16 protein-coding genes are annotated in these 16,077 nt (G+C 59.2%); 13 read left to right on the top strand and 3 right to left on the bottom strand.

Annotated elements, in window-relative coordinates:
* Positions 1-91: 91 nt before the first annotated feature.
* The 11 genes from C7H84_RS35520 to C7H84_RS35570 all read left to right on the top strand — a co-directional run bounded on the left by C7H84_RS35520 (position 92) and on the right by C7H84_RS35570 (position 10,489).
* Positions 92-373, top strand: coding sequence for a hypothetical protein (locus C7H84_RS35520; protein ID WP_121863139.1), 282 nt, complete (start codon positions 92-94; stop codon positions 371-373).
* A gap of 62 nt (positions 374-435) precedes the next feature.
* A complete protein-coding gene (locus tag C7H84_RS35525) occupies positions 436-780 on the top strand; it encodes a carboxymuconolactone decarboxylase family protein (RefSeq protein ID WP_121863140.1) in 345 nt (114 codons plus the stop codon).
* A gap of 76 nt (positions 781-856) precedes the next feature.
* The gene (locus C7H84_RS35530) at positions 857-1,525 is read left to right on the top strand and encodes a cupin domain-containing protein (protein WP_121863141.1); all 669 of its coding nucleotides are present in this window, start codon (positions 857-859) and stop codon (positions 1,523-1,525) included.
* A gap of 2 nt (positions 1,526-1,527) precedes the next feature.
* Positions 1,528-2,712, top strand: a complete 1,185-nt coding sequence (locus tag C7H84_RS35535; protein ID WP_205611503.1) for an FAD-dependent oxidoreductase — start codon at positions 1,528-1,530, stop codon at positions 2,710-2,712.
* 2 nt (positions 2,713-2,714) lie between these two features.
* A complete protein-coding gene (locus C7H84_RS35540) occupies positions 2,715-3,980 on the top strand; it encodes a bifunctional alpha/beta hydrolase/OsmC family protein (RefSeq protein ID WP_205611504.1) in 1,266 nt (421 codons plus the stop codon).
* Positions 3,981-3,989: 9 nt separating this feature from the next.
* The gene (locus C7H84_RS35545) at positions 3,990-4,742 is read left to right on the top strand and encodes an SDR family oxidoreductase (RefSeq protein ID WP_121863144.1); all 753 of its coding nucleotides are present in this window, start codon (positions 3,990-3,992) and stop codon (positions 4,740-4,742) included.
* Positions 4,743-4,943: 201 nt separating this feature from the next.
* Positions 4,944-5,981 (top strand): alcohol dehydrogenase, encoded by a 1,038-nt coding sequence (locus C7H84_RS35550; RefSeq protein ID WP_121863145.1) that lies wholly within the window; start codon positions 4,944-4,946, stop codon positions 5,979-5,981.
* Entirely contained in the window at positions 5,978-6,895 is a 918-nt protein-coding gene (gene cysK / locus C7H84_RS35555; RefSeq protein WP_121863146.1) for a cysteine synthase A, read from the top strand. Before C7H84_RS35550 ends, cysK begins: the two co-directional genes overlap by 4 nt.
* Positions 6,896-6,918: 23 nt before the next feature.
* Positions 6,919-7,815: a DMT family transporter gene (locus tag C7H84_RS35560; protein WP_240462205.1), complete on the top strand. Its 897-nt coding sequence runs from the start codon at positions 6,919-6,921 to the stop codon at positions 7,813-7,815.
* Positions 7,816-7,825: 10 nt separating this feature from the next.
* The gene (gorA, locus tag C7H84_RS35565; RefSeq protein WP_121863147.1) at positions 7,826-9,175 is read left to right on the top strand and encodes a glutathione-disulfide reductase; all 1,350 of its coding nucleotides are present in this window, start codon (positions 7,826-7,828) and stop codon (positions 9,173-9,175) included.
* A gap of 63 nt (positions 9,176-9,238) precedes the next feature.
* Positions 9,239-10,489: a cystathionine gamma-synthase family protein gene (locus C7H84_RS35570; RefSeq protein WP_121863148.1), complete on the top strand. Its 1,251-nt coding sequence runs from the start codon at positions 9,239-9,241 to the stop codon at positions 10,487-10,489.
* 439 nt (positions 10,490-10,928) lie between these two features.
* Here C7H84_RS35570 and C7H84_RS35575 read toward each other — a convergent pair whose 3' ends face one another.
* The 3 genes from C7H84_RS35575 to C7H84_RS35585 form a co-directional block, all read right to left on the bottom strand.
* On the bottom strand, positions 10,929-11,798 hold the full coding sequence (locus tag C7H84_RS35575; protein WP_121863149.1) for a fumarylacetoacetate hydrolase family protein: 870 nt from the start codon (positions 11,796-11,798) through the stop codon (positions 10,929-10,931).
* A gap of 429 nt (positions 11,799-12,227) precedes the next feature.
* Positions 12,228-12,638, bottom strand: coding sequence for a tautomerase family protein (locus C7H84_RS35580; protein ID WP_121863150.1), 411 nt, complete (start codon positions 12,636-12,638; stop codon positions 12,228-12,230).
* 40 nt (positions 12,639-12,678) lie between these two features.
* Entirely contained in the window at positions 12,679-13,923 is a 1,245-nt protein-coding gene (locus tag C7H84_RS35585) for a pyridoxal phosphate-dependent aminotransferase (RefSeq protein ID WP_121863151.1), read from the bottom strand.
* Positions 13,924-14,421: 498 nt separating this feature from the next.
* Here C7H84_RS35585 and C7H84_RS35590 point away from each other — a divergent pair, with 498 nt between their 5' ends.
* Positions 14,422-14,910, top strand: a complete 489-nt coding sequence (locus tag C7H84_RS35590; protein ID WP_121863152.1) for an Lrp/AsnC family transcriptional regulator — start codon at positions 14,422-14,424, stop codon at positions 14,908-14,910.
* 973 nt (positions 14,911-15,883) lie between these two features.
* A partial coding sequence (locus C7H84_RS35595; protein WP_121863153.1) for an SDR family NAD(P)-dependent oxidoreductase occupies positions 15,884-16,077 on the top strand: 194 nt, incomplete at its 3' end.

Below are 16,077 nucleotides of genomic sequence, written 5' to 3' on the forward strand. Positions count from 1 at the left end.
TGATGGCCGGCCGTAACTGATATTCGGCGGACAGGGTCGGATACCTGTCCGCGTTGTTCCTCCACCCACCACTTCGCAAGGAAAACTGCAAATGGTCTATCTGCAAATCACGCTCAAGATTGCCGACGCCAATCGCGCTGCGGCCGCCGGGATCTATCAGAAGTTCAAGGCGCCGTTCCTCGACACTATCAAGGGCGCGAAGTCCAAGGAACTGCTGGTGCGCGATGAAGACGTGCAGGTGTTGCACGGCTTCGATACGAAGGAAAACGCGAACGCCTACCTGCAAAGCGAGCTGTTCACCGCCGATGTCGTCGGCGGCCTCAAGCCGCTGCTGGACGCCGCGCCCGACGTGCGCGTCTATCTGACGGCGTAAGTCGACATTGCCGGGCGTCATGCCGACGCCAGGCATCCCAATTCTGAACAGGAGAAAGAGCCATGATGCAAGACTGGAACGCCTACCGTGATGACCTGCTCGAGCGCGTGGGCGACTACGCCAAGCAAAGCCCTGACGTCGTTCGCGGCCTGATGACAATCGATAACGCCGCAGCCAAGACCGGTCATCTCGAGCCGAAAATGCATGAACTGATTGCCCTCGCGGTGGCCGTCACCACGCGCTGCGACGGCTGCATTTCCGTGCACACGAAGAAGGCGGTCGAGGCGGGCGCCTCGCTGGAGGAAATCTCCGAGGCGCTTGGCGTCGCCATCGCCCTGAATGCAGGCGCTGCGTTGACCTATTCGGCGCGCGTCATCGAGACCTATCAGCAGTTGCCCACCAAGTAAGCAGTACAAAAAGGTGACCGCCGGCGCCTATCGGGCGGCCGGCTGGCACCTTTCCCTACGATGTCTGGAAGGACCCATGCTAATCAACGCCGATTTCTCCCGCCGCGCTATCATCGCGCCCCACCAATACCACTGGGTCGCCTCACCCCAGGGCGGTGTAGAGCGTGTGATGCTGGATCGTGTGGGTGCGGAGAAGGCCCGTGCAACCAGCATCGTGCGGTACGCTCCTCATTCTTGTTTTCCGCGCCACCTACATCCGGGTGGCGAGGAGATTCTCGTCCTGTCGGGCACGCTCTCCGAAGGAGATCAGCACTATCCGGCAGGCTGGTACCTGCGCAATCCGCCCGGCTCAAGTCATCAGCCTTCGAGCGCCGAAGGCGCCACCATTTTCGTCAAACTCCAGCAAATGCCGGCGCACGAGCAGCGGCCCGTGCGTATCGACACCCGCGATCCGATGGCGTGGCACCGCCAGGATGGGCGCGATATCTGTCCGCTGTTCTCGGACGAATTGGAACAGGTCTGTCTGCAGCGTCTTGCTGTCCATGAAGCGTTGTTCTCGCAACACTCCGAAGGCACTGAACTGCTGGTTCTCGGAGGCGATGTGGTGATGGAAGAGCGAGCCTATGGACAGGGCAGTTGGATCCGCCTGCCGGCAGGCGAGTCTCTTGACATTGTCGCGGGCGCGCAGGGCGCCTCTATCTATCTCAAGACCGGCCACCTGACTGCCGTCGAAGTGGAGGCGTGACTATGCAAACGACGCGCATTGCCATCATCGGCGCCGGATTGAGTGGCCTGTATGCCGCATGGCTGCTGGAGCGGCAGGGTATTCACGACTATGTGCTGCTGGAGGCGCGTGACGCGCTCGGCGGTCGCATTGCGTCGATCACCGCACCGAAAGAGCCGTCCCCCCGTGCGATCGCTGACGCCATTGACCGCTTTGACCTTGGGCCGACGTGGTTTTGGCCTGAATACCAGCGCGAATTGCATCACCTCATCGAGGTCCTCGGCTTGAGGACTTTCCAGCAGTTCGAAACTGGCGACATGGTAGTGGAGCGCTCAATCGACGAGCCTCCTGCCCGCATGCGTGGCTATGCGAATTCGCCGGCCTCGATGCGACTCATCGGCGGAATGAGCGCGCTGGTAGACGCACTGCACCGCACATTGAATCCCACGCGGATCATCACTGGGACCACAGTGCGCCACCTGCGCTGCTTAGACCAGCATGTCGACGTGGATGTTGAAGACGCCGCGGGGCACGTCACCATCTGGCGTGCCGAGCACGTGCTACTGGCCATGCCACCGCGCCTCGCCGAGCATACCATCGCGTTCGAGCCGCCGTTGCCACAGGTGTTGGCCCGACAGTGGCGCGCAACCGCGACGTGGATGGCCCCCCATGCCAAATACATCGCCATCTACGATAGCCCGTTCTGGCGCGAGGAGGGCCTGTCAGGCGACGCGCGTAGCGCACATGGGCCGCTCGGCGAGATCCATGACGCTTCCATGCCAGACGGAAGTGCGGCGCTGTTCGGCTTCTTCGGTGTGCCGGCTTCAGTGCGCAAGAACGTGGAGCAGGAAGTGTTGCGCACACACTGCCGCGCGCAACTCACACGCTTATTCGGGCTGCAGGCGGCGATGCCCCGTGCCGAGGCCATCAAGGACTGGGCGCAGGATCCGTACACGGCCACTTTGGCCGATCTGGGCGGCGCTGCGCACCACGCGGCGGCCCCTGCGCCGACGGCCGCGTCCGGTCCCTGGCGAGAGCGCCTGACCGGTATTGGCAGCGAATGGTCGCCGCAGTTTCCTGGTTACCTCGCTGGCGCGATTGAGGCCGCAGGCAATGGTGTTCGGGCGTTAGTTGCTTCAACCGCATTGCCCGCGTCTGTCGTTCAAGGAGACGAGTCTTCGATGGACCTGATTCGATCAAGGAGATGACCATGGCAGAGCAACGTTTTGACTTCGTCGGCGCACACGGAAGCCTGTTAGCTGGGCGGATAGAACGCCCACAGAGCACACCGCGCGGCTGGGCGATTTTCGCTCACTGCTTCACGTGCGGCAAGGACAGCCTCGCCGCCGCTCGTGTTGCAAGAGCCCTTGCATTGGCGGGAATCGGCGTGCTTCGCTTTGATTTTGCAGGACTAGGCGGCAGCGCAGGCGAGTTCGCCGATTCCACCTTCGCGGCGGACGTTGATGATCTTGTTGCAGCCGGTCGCGCCATGACCGAGGCGGGCCTCGCACCATCATTACTGATTGGTCACAGTCTCGGTGGTGCTGCGGCTTTGGCGGCCGCGGCGGACATGCCCTCAGTGAAAGCGGTGGCAACGATAGGAGCTCCGTCCAGTGTCGAACACGTTCTTCGTCTGTTCGGCAGTGATTCGCTCGCGCAGATCGAGCGAGAGGGGGAAGCGGAACTGCTGCTGGCAGGGCGTCCGTTTACGATACGCAAGTCGTTTCTCGACGATGCTCGTCAACAGAAACTGGAAGATCGTATCGGTCAGATGAGCAAGCCATTGCTGGTGATGCACGCGCCAGGCGATAGCATTGTGGACATCAATAACGCGACGCGCATCTTTCTAGCGGCGCGTCATCCCAAGAGTTTCGTATCGCTCGACGATGCCGACCATTTGCTAACCCGTCGGTCGGACTCTGACTACGTCGCTTCGGTGATCGCGGCTTGGGCGGTACGCTACCTTCCTGCCCTGGTCGAAGACCTGCCGGATATTTCGCATGGGGATGGCGTATTGGCCGAGGAAACGGGTGTCGGCCTGTTCCAACTCTCCATGCGCAGCGGTAAGCACAGCTTCCTGGCCGATGAACCCGAGTCAGTTGGCGGGTTGGCAAGCGGACTGTCACCTTACGAGTTCGTCTCTGCAGGTCTCGCTGCATGCACGGTAATGACAATGCGCATGTACGCGCGTCGAAAAGGGATCCCACTCGTGCGCGCGAGCACCCGTGTGACTCATTCCAAGCGGGCCGACCAAACGCCTGCGGACCTTTTCACTCGCACGATCGCTCTTCACGGGCCGCTCAACGACGAGCAACGCGAGAAGTTGCTGTCAATCGCTGATCGATGCCCCGTCGATTTGACGCTCGTTCGTGGCTCGGACGTCAGTACCTTTCTCGAAGCGGAGGGGGAGAGGCAAGAGCCGCTGACTGCGCCCGGCAGCAACCATGGTTTTTCCGAAAAACCGGATTCCATCTAGGAGCTGACAATGAGGTTAAAAGGTAAGACCGCCTTGGTTACCGGTGCGACAAGTGGCATCGGTCTGACCACCGCCGAACTATTTGTACGAGAAGGCGCGCGGGTGGCAATCACGGGCCGCGATGAAGCCAGGCTAGAGCAGGCGCGGGCCAAGCTTGGTAGCGCTGTTACGATCATTAAGGCCGACGTGCGGGTGCGCGAGGACATGCAACGTATGGCGCGGGAGGTTGCGGATGCCTTTGGTCACGGTGGATTGGACGTGTTCTTCGGTAACGCCGGCGTGGCTTTCTCCACGCCGCTGCAGGGCACGGATGAGGCTCGCTTCGACGAGTTGATGGACGTCAATGTCAAGGGGCTGTTTTTTTCCATGCAGGCGATCACGCCCGTGCTGCGGGATGGTGCTTCGGTGATTCTCAACTCCGCGTGGCTCAACGCGGTGGGCATGGCCGGCTTCTCGACGCTGGCGGCGACCAAATCGGCCGTTCGTTCGTTCGCTCGTTCGTGGTCATGCGAACTGCTCGATCGCAAAATTCGCGTCAACGCTATCAGTCCGGGTGCGATCGACACGCCCATTTTCGAACTGGAAGGCGCTACGCCGGCGCAACTGGCCGAGACCAAACGGCAGATGTCGCTGCGGATTCCAGCCCACCGCTTGGGTGAGCCGCTGGAAATAGCTCAAGCCGTTCTGTTCCTGGCTAGTGATGAGTCGCGCTACATGCTTGGCGCAGAAATCGTTGTGGACGGCGGCTTCGCACAGCTCTGAGAAAGCTGAGTCGTACGGTGACTACATGTGCAAAAAACCGTATCGAACATGAACCTACATGTACGATTCCAATGATGCGGAGCGACGTCGCCAAAAAAACCAGGAAATGAGGCGTGCTGTTGTTTCATAAGCATTAAATTTCGTCGCATTGTCCTTGCTCCGACTCTTTCAGAAAGACCAATTATATTAGGACTGGAAAATATGAAGACCACCTACCGAGCCATGCAAGCATCACGCCCAGGCCTTCTCGAGATGGTCGAGCGCCCGATACCGAAGCCGGGCACCGGCGAAGCGTTGATCGAGGTAGAGGCTTGTGGCATCTGCGGTGCAGACATCGGTGATATCGAGAGGATCGACTCGTCGCTGCAGCAACCGCGCGTGCCAGGCCACGAAGTGGTTGGACGCATTGTGGCGCTGGGTGAGCATGCTCCCTCTATTTGGAAGCTGGGCCAGCGCGTGGGCGTGGGCCGGCTGGGTGGACATTGCAACGAATGCATACAGTGCCGACAGGGGCAGTTCCAACTTTGCCAGAAGCAGCCGTTCGTCGGTGCCACCTGCGATGGTGGCTATGCCGAAATGATGCTTGCGCGTGCCACTGGGCTGGTATCCATCCCCGATGAACTCAATGCCGAGGAAGCAGCGCCGATCCTCTGCGCTGGTATCGCTACATTCAATGCGCTGAAGAAGTGCGGTGCGCAGGCCGGCGACATCGTAGCCGTCCTGGGTATCGGTGGCTTAGGACATATGGCGCTGCAATACGCGCGTCGTATGGGATTCAGGGTCATCGCCATCGGGCGCGGAAGTGATATTGCTGATGACGCATTGAGCCTGGGGGCGCACCTCTACATCGACACGAACGGGGAAGATGCGGCAGCCAAGCTCAAGAGCATGGGCGGGGCGCAAGCCATTGTAAGCACCATCGGTCATACGGACACCGTGTCGGCGTTGATAGGAGGTCTGGCACCGTTAGGGCGACTCGTGTTGCTAGGCGCCGGCAAGGATCCGCTGCCTGTCTCGGCCGGCCATCTGGTGGTAGGCGAGCGCAGCGTGCTCGGCTCGATCACCGGTACGCCCTACGAAAACGAGAAGACACTGGACTTCAGCGTACTTGCCGGCGTGCGTCCGAAGATTGAAATCATGCCTCTTGAACAGGCCAATGAGGCATACCAGCGAATGAAATCTGGTGATGTCAGGTTCCGCATGGTCCTGACGATGCACGATCTGCGGGAGGGGGCATGAAATTCGACAACGTGCTGCAGACCATCGGCAATACGCCCGCCATCCATATCAACCGGCTGTTCGGCGCGAGCGCCAATGTGTGGATTAAATCGGAGCGAGGAAATCCCGGCGGCTCGATCAAGGATCGCATTGCATTGGCAATGGTGGAAGATGCCGAAAAGTCCGGTGCTTTGAAGCCAGGCGGCACCATCATCGAGCCGACCAGCGGGAATACCGGCGTGGGCCTCGCCCTGGTGGCAGCGGTCAAGGGCTACAAGTTGATTCTCGTGATGCCCGAGAATATGTCCGTCGAGCGCCGTCGCCTGATGCTGGCTTACGGTGCTGGCTTCGACTTAACGCCGAAGGAAAAGGGCATGAAGGGCGCCATTGACCGTGCGCAGGAACTACGCGCCCAGATGCCAGACGCCTGGATGCCTCAGCAGTTCGAAAATCCTGTCAACGCAGCTGTGCATCAAGCCACCACCGCTCAGGAAGTGCTCAAAGACTTCCCTGAGGGCTTAGACGCTCTGATTACGGGCGTGGGCACGGGCGGGCATTTGACCGGCGTGGCCAAAGTGCTAAAGGCCAGGTTCCCCAATCTCAAGGTATTTGCGGTGGAACCAGCCGAATCGCCAGTACTTTCTGGCGGCCGGCCCGCGCCTCACCCGCTCCAGGGGCTCGCCCCAGGTTTTGTACCCAAGAATCTCGATACCAGCCTCCTCGACGGCGTAATTCAGATCGAAGGTGAACCTGCCAGGGAGTTCGCACGTCGCGCCGCGCGCGAGGAAGGTTTGCTGGTCGGCATTTCTTCCGGCGCCACGCTCGCCGCTATCGCACAAAAGTTGCCCGAGTTGCACGCCGGTGCTCGCGTGTTGGGCTTTGCCTACGACACGGGCGAACGCTATCTGTCGGTCGACGGTTTTTTGCCCATTTAAATTCAATCGGCGGAGGCGACGGCATGCGGACACCGGAAACCGAATTCAACAACGCCAGAAGGTTGCACACGGGGCGAGCCTCGTGGTGGCTGGCGTCCTTGACGGGCATCACGATGCTGGCATTTGCGGCAAACTCTCTGTTCACGCGCATGGCGTTGCAGACCACGCCCATTGACCCGGCTTCGTTCATGGCCGCAAGGCTAATGGCGGGAGCGTTGACGTTAGCGTGTATCGTGGGCCTGCAGCGCTGCAAACCTCGCACATCTCGGAGCGAATGGCTCTCTGCCGTGCTGCTCTTTATTTACGTCACGGCGTTTTCCTTCGCCTATCGTGGCATGGATACGGGCGCGGGTGCTCTGGTGCTGTTTGCTTCGGCGCAATTGCTGATGATCGGTTACGGGTACGCCAAGGGTGAAAAGACCAACCTCTGGGGTGTCATGCTGGCGCTTGCAGGGCTGGCTGTCTTCTTGGTGCCGTCTGATATTGCGCCGCCCCTCGATTCATCAATCCTGATGTTGGTGGCAGGGCTGGCATGGGGCGGTTTTTCTTTGCTGGGGCGTGCCAATGGTTCGCCCGTCGTCGGCACGGCAAGCAGTTTCATCTTGGCCGCGCCGTTCGCGTTAGTGCTGCTGTGGTTCCAGCGGGACCAGCTCCGTGTCGATGCAACCGGCTTGACCTACGCCGCCTTGTCAGGATGCCTGACTTCGGCGCTGGCTTACGTCGTCTGGTACTGGGTGCGAGTCCGCATGACGGCGATCAGCGCAGGGACAGTGCAATTGTCGGTTCCCGTATTGAGTGCGCTGCTCGGCATTGTCGTGCTGGGCGAAGCGCTATCGGCTCGAAGTGCACTCGCGGCCATCGTGGTGTTGGTCGGTGTTGCGGTCACGACCCGCTTTGCCCGTGCGAAGACTGAAAAGTGAGGAGATTTCGATGAAACACTATGACTACATTGCTATCGGTGGCGGCAGTGGTGGCATCGCTTCGGTGAATCGTGCGGCGACGTACGGCAAGCAGTGCGCTCTCATCGAAGCCAAGGACCTTGGTGGTACCTGCGTCAACGTCGGCTGCGTGCCTAAGAAAGTGATGTGGCATGCTGCTCAGATATCCGAGGCCATTCATCGCTACGGCCCGGACTATGGGTTCGACACAACGGTGAATAGCTTCAATTGGGCAGCCTTGGTGAAAAACCGAAGCGCTTATATCGAGCGCATCCAGGCCTCCTACGAAACGGGCCTGGATAGGAACAAAGTAGACGTGATTCAGGGCTTCGCCCGATTCGTCGACGACCACACAATCGAGGTAGGTGGCGAGCGGATGACGGCCGACCATTTCCTCATCGCCACGGGTTGCCGCCCGTCGCGCCCTAACATCCCGGGCGCGGAGCACGGACTAGATTCAGAGGGCTTTTTTGCCTTGCCGGAAATGCCTCGACGCACGGCCGTGGTAGGCGCCGGCTACATCGCGGTCGAACTGGCCGGTGTGCTGAACGCGTTGGGCTCACAAACGCATCTGTTTGTCCGCAGGGACGCGCCGCTGCGCCAGTTTGATCCTATGTTGCGCAGCACGCTAATGGAAGTGATGCAGGCCGAGGGCCCTACCTTGCATACTGACGCCGTTCCGATGGCCGTGCGTAAGAACATCGACGGCAGCCTGACCCTGCAACTCGAAAGCGGAAAGAGTCACACGACCGACTGCATCGTATGGGCCATTGGCCGTGAGCCGGATACTGCCGACCTTTGCCTGCACTCGGCTGGCGTCGCGCTGAGCCGCGATGGCTATGTGATGGTGGACAAGTACCAGAACACCAGCGTTCGCGGGATCTATGCCGTGGGCGACATTACCGGCCTGGTTCAGTTGACGCCGGTGGCGGTGGCCGCGGGACGACGCCTTTCCGAACGCCTATTCAACAGCAAGCCCAATGAACACCTCGACTACGAGAATGTTCCCACTGTCGTATTCAGCCATCCGCCAATCGGCACCGTGGGACTGACGGAGCCTGAAGCCCGCGCGAAGTTCGGCGACTCGGCCGTGAAGGTATACCAGTCAGCATTCACAGCGATGTTTACCGCGATGACTCGGCATCGCCAGCTTGCCCGCATGAAGCTCGTATGCACGGGGCCCGACGAGAAGATCGTCGGCATCCATGGCATCGGATTCGGCATGGACGAGATGCTGCAGGGATTTGCTGTTGCGTTGAAGATGGGTGCCACCAAGGCGGACCTCGACAACACGGTAGCGATCCACCCCACGGCGGCCGAGGAATTTGTGACCCTGCGATAGGTAGCCCGCACGTCGGAGGAGGCGATTGATATTCGGTTACGAGCTCTTGGAGGAACGCACAGAATGAATGCAACGAAAAAGAACGGATTCACCACGAGTATTGTCCACCGAGATCGCCGCATCGGCATGGAGCACGGCTCGCTGCGCGCGCCCGTGCATACATCGGCGCAATATGGCTTTGAAAAAGTGGAAGACCTGATCGGGATATTCCAAGGCACGAAGAAAGGCAGCTTCAACTATTCGCGCCAAGGTACGCCGACGACCGCTTTGCTGGAGGCAAAGGTCAACGACCTCGAAGATGGTGTCGGCACCGTGTGCTTCGCTACCGGCATGGGGGCGATCACGGCAATATTCCTGACGCTGCTCAAGGCAGGGGACCATCTCATTTCGAGTCGCCACGTTTTCGGTAACACCAATAGCCTGTTGGGGACCTTGCAGCAACTCGGCATCGCAGTATCAATGGTTGACATGGCGTCTGCGCAGGCCGTCGCCGACGCGTTGACTCCGACGACCAAAATGGTTTTCCTCGAGACCATCGCCAATCCTGGCACCCAGATCGCGGACCTTGAGGGTGTTGGGAAATTGTGTCGGGAGCGTGGTCTGGTGTACGTGGTGGACAATACCATCACGTCGCCTGCGCTGTTCAAGCCCGCGACCGTGGGTGCAAGCTTGGTGGTCAACTCGTTGTCAAAAACCCTCTCTGGCCATGGGGCGGCGCTGGGTGGCGCGGTGACGGATACGGGAAAGTTCGACTGGATCGGTTATCCGAACATCGCAGACGAGTACCGCAGCGCTCCCCCTGCACAGCAAGGCTTGCGGCAAATCCGCAAGAAGGCGCTGCGCGACATGGGCGCTTCGCTGTCTTCGGAGCAGGCCAACCAGATTTCTATCGGCATGGAGACTTTCGCGCTACGTGTGCGCCAGAGCAGCGAAAGTGCCCAAAAGTTGGCCGAGTACTTGGTCGCGCATCCCTCGGTTGCTCGAGTGTCCTATCCTGGGCTGCCCGGGCACCCGCAGCACCAGCGCGCAAAGCAGCTTTTCCGTGCTAATGCCTGGCTGCTGTCGTTCGAACTGCGGGACGCGGCGCGCACCAACGAGTTTCTCAATGCCCTTCAAGTCCCGATCAAAGCAACCGGGCTGGGCGATACAAGGACGCTGGTCATTCCGGTGGCGTCGACCATTTTCTGGGAAGCAGGGCCGGCCAAGCGGAAGGAAATGGACATTCCGGATGGCCTGATTCGTGTGTCCGTGGGACTGGAGGAGGTAGAGGATCTCATTGACGACTTCGCGCACGCGTTCATCGCGGTGTGTTGATGCACGATGATTGCCTGGGTCCGGTAGTGGCTTGCCGGCGGTGTCACGTGCGCACTACGGGCATAGCCCCGAAGTGGCCGGCAAGAGTATGGTGAAATTCTCGCGGCGCTGTCGATTCATGCGATTCCATATTTACCTTTGCGCGCGTCGTGCCGTTTAAACCGAACGCTAGGCATGGCGCCGATCGTCGACACACGACATCGTGCCAGCGGCGGGGCATCGCAGCGAACTGCTGTCGCCGGATGAAATGTTTTCACGGGGATGCCCAGCGATGGACATCTAGTCCGGTTCTGAGTACATCGCCCCTCCGAGCTGGTCTGCCGCATACAATAACTCACCGGAAGAAGCCCATTTCTCTCAAGCGAAGTCTCTTCCTGTACATCTTTGCCATGGCCTAAAACGGTATGGCCTTATCGTCGACGTATGCTTTGTACCAGTGTTACGATTGCTCGTGACATGCAAATTGGGATTGCCGAGCCTCGTTTGCGATGGTGTTTCTAAGTACGCCAAGTCCCTCCACTGAGACTTCGCAAACGTCGCCATCCTTCATGAGTAGCCGGGGAGTTCGGGTCCACCCAATACCAGCGGGAGTGCCACTAACAATAACGTCGCCGGCCTCGAGCGTCATCGCTTCGCTGAGCACGGTTATCAGCGTCGCTACATCGAAAATCATGTGGGCGGTGCTGCATGACTGAACGACTTCTCCGTTCAATTTCGTTTCGAGCAGAAGCCCTGTGGCGCCTAGCGGCAGCTCGTCTGCAGTAACAAGATCGGGGCCGAATGCGCCGGTTCCGTCGAAGTTCTTCCCTATCGTCCACTGCGGCGTCTTAAACTGGTATTCGCGGACCGAACCGTCATTGAACAGCGAATAGCCCGCAACGTGTGTGAGGGCATCAGCTTTCCGGATATGGCGGCCTCCTTTCCCTAGCACCACCGCGAGTTCACCCTCATAGTCAAAAGAGTCGGATGCAGCAGGTTTGATCATCGGTGTGTTGTGAGCGACTAGACTGGTAGCAGCGCGCAGAAAGACGGTGGGATAGTCGGGCTGGGCCAGATCAGTTTCCGCGGTGTGATCCAGGTAATTTAGACCAATGCAAATGATCTTCGACGGCCGGGAAAGAGGTGGGAGAAGCGTGAGGGCAGACTCGTCGAGGAGAATACTTGTGCCGTTGCTAGCGGCGTATTCGGAGAGGTCGTAGCCGCACGCAAGTAGGTTGTCGAGAGTTTCCTCACCAAGAAGTCGAATTTTTCCTCGCTCTCGTACGCCGAGCATGGTTTTGCCATCTAACATGAAACTGACATATCTCATCTCTTTATTCCTTGTCGTACTAGAGGGGCCGGTTCGAAGCGCGGTTCCTGGGTTTCTCTAACGGGAAATTGTGCAGGGCGGTATCTTGATAGGACTGCGATCCTACCGTGATCGCTCATTGCGACAAAGGCATTGCAAGCCGAACGACGTTGACGACTTTCGTGTGCGAACCGAAAGGCGACTGGAGTGCGACCTTCGTACGAAGGTCGCCGGGAGTTGCGCGAAACATCTCGACTCTGCGCGGAGCGACAACAGGAGACCCACCGAGGTCGAAGTGATTCCGCCTTAGTGTCTCGCTATATGCCATATAAATGGACTACGTTCGCATGGCTTCGCTCAGTCAAGCACGGAGCCGCACTTCGACATCGAGCCGGCTCCATAAGCAGGGCAGTCACGCAAGCACGCGTCGCGATGTGCGAGATCCGCCGCTCAGTGGTTGGTCGTGCCCGACGAGATATGTGCGCGCTGTGCCTGCCCGCGTCCAAACGAAATGTTTTCGCCCGCAATCTCGTAGATAGTGATCACGAGATCGTCGGGGGAAATTCCGACCGCCTCGACGATTTTCTCGTTCAGACACCGAAGAAGGGCGAGGCGGACCTCCGGCGGGCGTGAAACGATGAACGTCACTTCGAGGAGAATAAATTCTTTTGAGTAGATCAGACCCAGAAACCCAGGTGTGTGGACAAATCGCTCCTTTGGCAGAACGTGAAACATTCGAAAATAGTCGTCGGCGGGGATTTGCAGAGTCTCTTCAAGAGCAGCCTGCACGGCGAGGCCGATTTTTTCGAGCCGCTCGTTGGTGAAAGAATCTTCGTGAACGTAGATCTTGGCGACGGGCATGTTAGGCTCCTTTGGATTGAGAGGATGAAGGGGGGGATTGTCATACCGCGGCGCAAGATCGAGCTGGCGCCTGCTTTAGTTCCGCAAGCACATGTGCCAACCTTCCGACGGCTTCTTTCAGTCTCTTTTCGGGGGCTGCGAACGAGATCCGGATATGGCCAGGTGTGCCGAAGCCGGAACCCGGCATCAGCGCTACGCCTGTTTCGCGCAGAACATGCAGTACCAAATCAAGGTCTGTTTCGACAAGTCGTCCACTCGCGTCCTTCAGGCCCAAATAGGCCTCGCAGTTCGCAAACAGGAAGAAGGTGCCACGAGGTATCGCGAACGGCAGATCGGGGATGACTTTCAATGCCTCGACGAGGGCGTCCCTACGTGCCTTGTACTCCTCCACCTGCATAGCAATTTCTGTCTGAGGTCCGACCAGGGCTTCAGTCGCGGCGACTTGGGAGATGGAATTGGGTGCAAAAGCAGTACTAAGTGACACTTGTGTCACAGCAGCGATGATAGGCTTTGGCCCGGCAAGATAGGCCAGACGCCAGCCCGTCATCGAGTATGTTTTTGATACTCCATTCAGGACGACCGTACGGTTCGCCAGTCCTGGCGCAACATTCAGGATGTTCCGGAAGGGGCCACTGTCAAAGCGAAGAGCTTCGTACATATCGTCAGACAAGACCATCAACCTCGGGTGGCGCTCCACCACCGCAGCGATGCGGCGCAATTCGTCTTCGTCGATAACCGCTCCACTTGGATTGGACGGCGAATTAAGGACCAGCCATCGGGATCGTGGCGTAAGGAGTTCTTCAATCTCGCTCGCGCGGGGAACGAATCCGTGCGCATTTTGGGTCTGCAACAGGATCGGCTTTGCGCCGCTAAGCTGGATCGACGACAGATAGGGAGAAAAGAATGGGGCTGGCAGCACGATCTCGTCCCCGTCTTCAACTGTAGCCATCAACAGATTGAAGATCGCCTGGACACCGCCCATGGTGACTGTAATTTCGTCCAGCGCGTAAGTCAGGTCGTTGTCGCGGATGAGCTTGTCGCGGATCGCGGTGCGTAGCTCCACGGTGCCCTCGGTAGCCGTATATCGGGTCTTGTTGTCCCTGATTGCACGAATCGCGGCTTCCTTGACGTTTTCCGGCGTCACGTATCCCGGCTCACCCACGGAGAGGTAGATGACGTCGCGACCACGATTGGCCTCTTCGTTGGCAGCATGCAGCACTACATGGAACGGCGAGAGACTTAGAAGACCCAGCCTCTTTGAAGATGTGTAGTTGAACGAAATCATGATCGGCCTCCCAAACCTTTCGCGTCAAACGAACCATGTCCGAGGCGTTAGCGGCGGTACAAGGTTGACTTGCTGATATTGAACAACGTCTCCGTCTTTCCCCCGGCGTTTGAACGGAATCCGTTACCCAGCCGCTCGGATCCAAAAGTCCAGCCGAACCCAAAAATACGTTAGCGAGACGACGAGAGTTGTCGGCTCCTTCCGGACTGACTTGACGGGACCGATGCAGTAAAGGCGTGGGCTGCAAGGTGGAAGAGCAAACGCATAGCTATGCCAAGAGAAACGGTATAGCCGCGGACAGGAGGCTGCTTAGAGCGTCGCAGTAGCTGGCGCCCAAGCACTCGTCTATCGTAGGTGTAGTATCCTGCGGAGAATTTCAATTTGCAATGTTCGTGATGACAAGCAAGTATATTTGCAAAGAATTCGCTATCAGCAGGGTGTGGCGTGGGTTATTTGCAATTCTGCTTGGGCTCGACCCTCTCAACGCAAAGGCTTTGCATGTCCAACTACCGACTCGATGACCTCGATCGCCGCATCCTGACCGAATTGGCCAAGAACGCGCGACTTTCCAACACGGAGTTGGCCGAACTCGTGCCGCTTTCGCATTCCGCGATTTCGCGCCGGGTGTCGCGCCTCGAATCTGAAGGCGCGATCCTAGGCTACGGCGCACATATAGACCCGGCTGCGCTGGGCATTACGATTCAAGCATTTGTAGGCGTGCGACGAGATCCGTCAGCCTCTCCCGAAGAGCTCAGCCGTGGCCTCCGGGCCATTCCGCAAGTCGCTAGGTGCTGGATTGTCAGCGGGGAGCATGATTACTTCCTCGAAGTGCGCGCGAAAGACATGGAGCACTTTTCGGACGTCATCCTGAAGCAGGTTCAAAAGGTTCCGGGGGTTCTGGCAACAGTGAGTACGTTTGTGCTCGCCGACTTGCAAACGGAGCAGGCACCGACGCGAGCGTTGGCGACAGGCAAACTCGACAAGTGATGGTCGACAGTGGAGGCTCGCTCCCGGACCGAGCAGGCCGGGCAGCGCACGATTCGGTCCGACCTCGTGCGCGATGCACCAGACCCGAGGCGGCGGATCTCGGTCAGAGGCCCGTCCCGCGTCCGGCGATCGGCTGGCCCGATTGCCTAGAAACAGCGCGCCCATATGGGTGTTGTCGCCGAAATTGAGCGTGTTGGCCGCGCTCGCAACGGCGGCGAAGCGGCCACTGCGCGTGCGAACCCCGCCCGCAGCGCGACCGGGCGGATATAGCCAGTAGTCCTGGCTCATGTAACGGCTTACCTTGGGTGATCGCCGGAACCCAATCTCGCTGCACATGGGGCGTCGTCATCGAGCGACTGTGGGCGCGGGCGCATTGTTGACCGACACGCCCCAGCGCGGGTGCGATCACAGTATTCGACGGCTGCCTTCGCGTCGGCGAGCGACGCTTGACGAGCGTCAGCGTCTAGCTCAAATAGACGATGTGATCGAGCATGTCGCTTCGTAGCCGATGGCGGCTTCGGAGTTATCGGATATACGCTGCGGTGTCTTCGCCAGTGCTGATCCAGTCAGAAGGCGGCGTCGCAACTGAAATTCCCCGGGTGCCGGACCGTTGGATTGTAACGCGAGGTCGAAAGCGAGGGTGCGGCGAACCTGAGGCACGCCAACGAATCCTCAAGGCTCTTGTTGACAAGAGGGAGGAGGGTTACTAAAGTACCAACTAATCGGTCGGCATATATGGACTGAGCCAAAAATTCGCTCCAGGGGAACTGTGGCGTGTCTCGCCTCGGCAACCAGAAACATCTGGACAACGGCGCGGGACAGTATGTCGGGGCGCTGGCCCGGTGGGGATCCCAGCGGGTAAGCGAGCGGCGGCGAACCATTGCGCGCTTTGTTTCTATGGCGCCGGCTAAGGCCGGTGTTTTTCAAAGTAGTGATGCTGACCATTTAGTTGGTCATTTAATTGGAGGTGGTAATGAGCACCCAATTTAAGGGTAAGAAGCTGCTGGTTGTTGGCGGCACGAGCGGGATGGGGATGGAGTCGGCGCGCATGGTGCTGTCCCAGGGCGGCAGCGCGGTGATCGTTGGCCACCGTGCGGAGAAGACGGAGGAAGCGCGCAAGGAACTGGCGGCGCTGGGTCAGGTATGGGCGCTGACGGCGGATCTTTC

The organism is Burkholderia sp. Nafp2/4-1b, assembly GCF_003635165.1.
Lineage (GTDB): Bacteria > Pseudomonadota > Gammaproteobacteria > Burkholderiales > Burkholderiaceae > Burkholderia.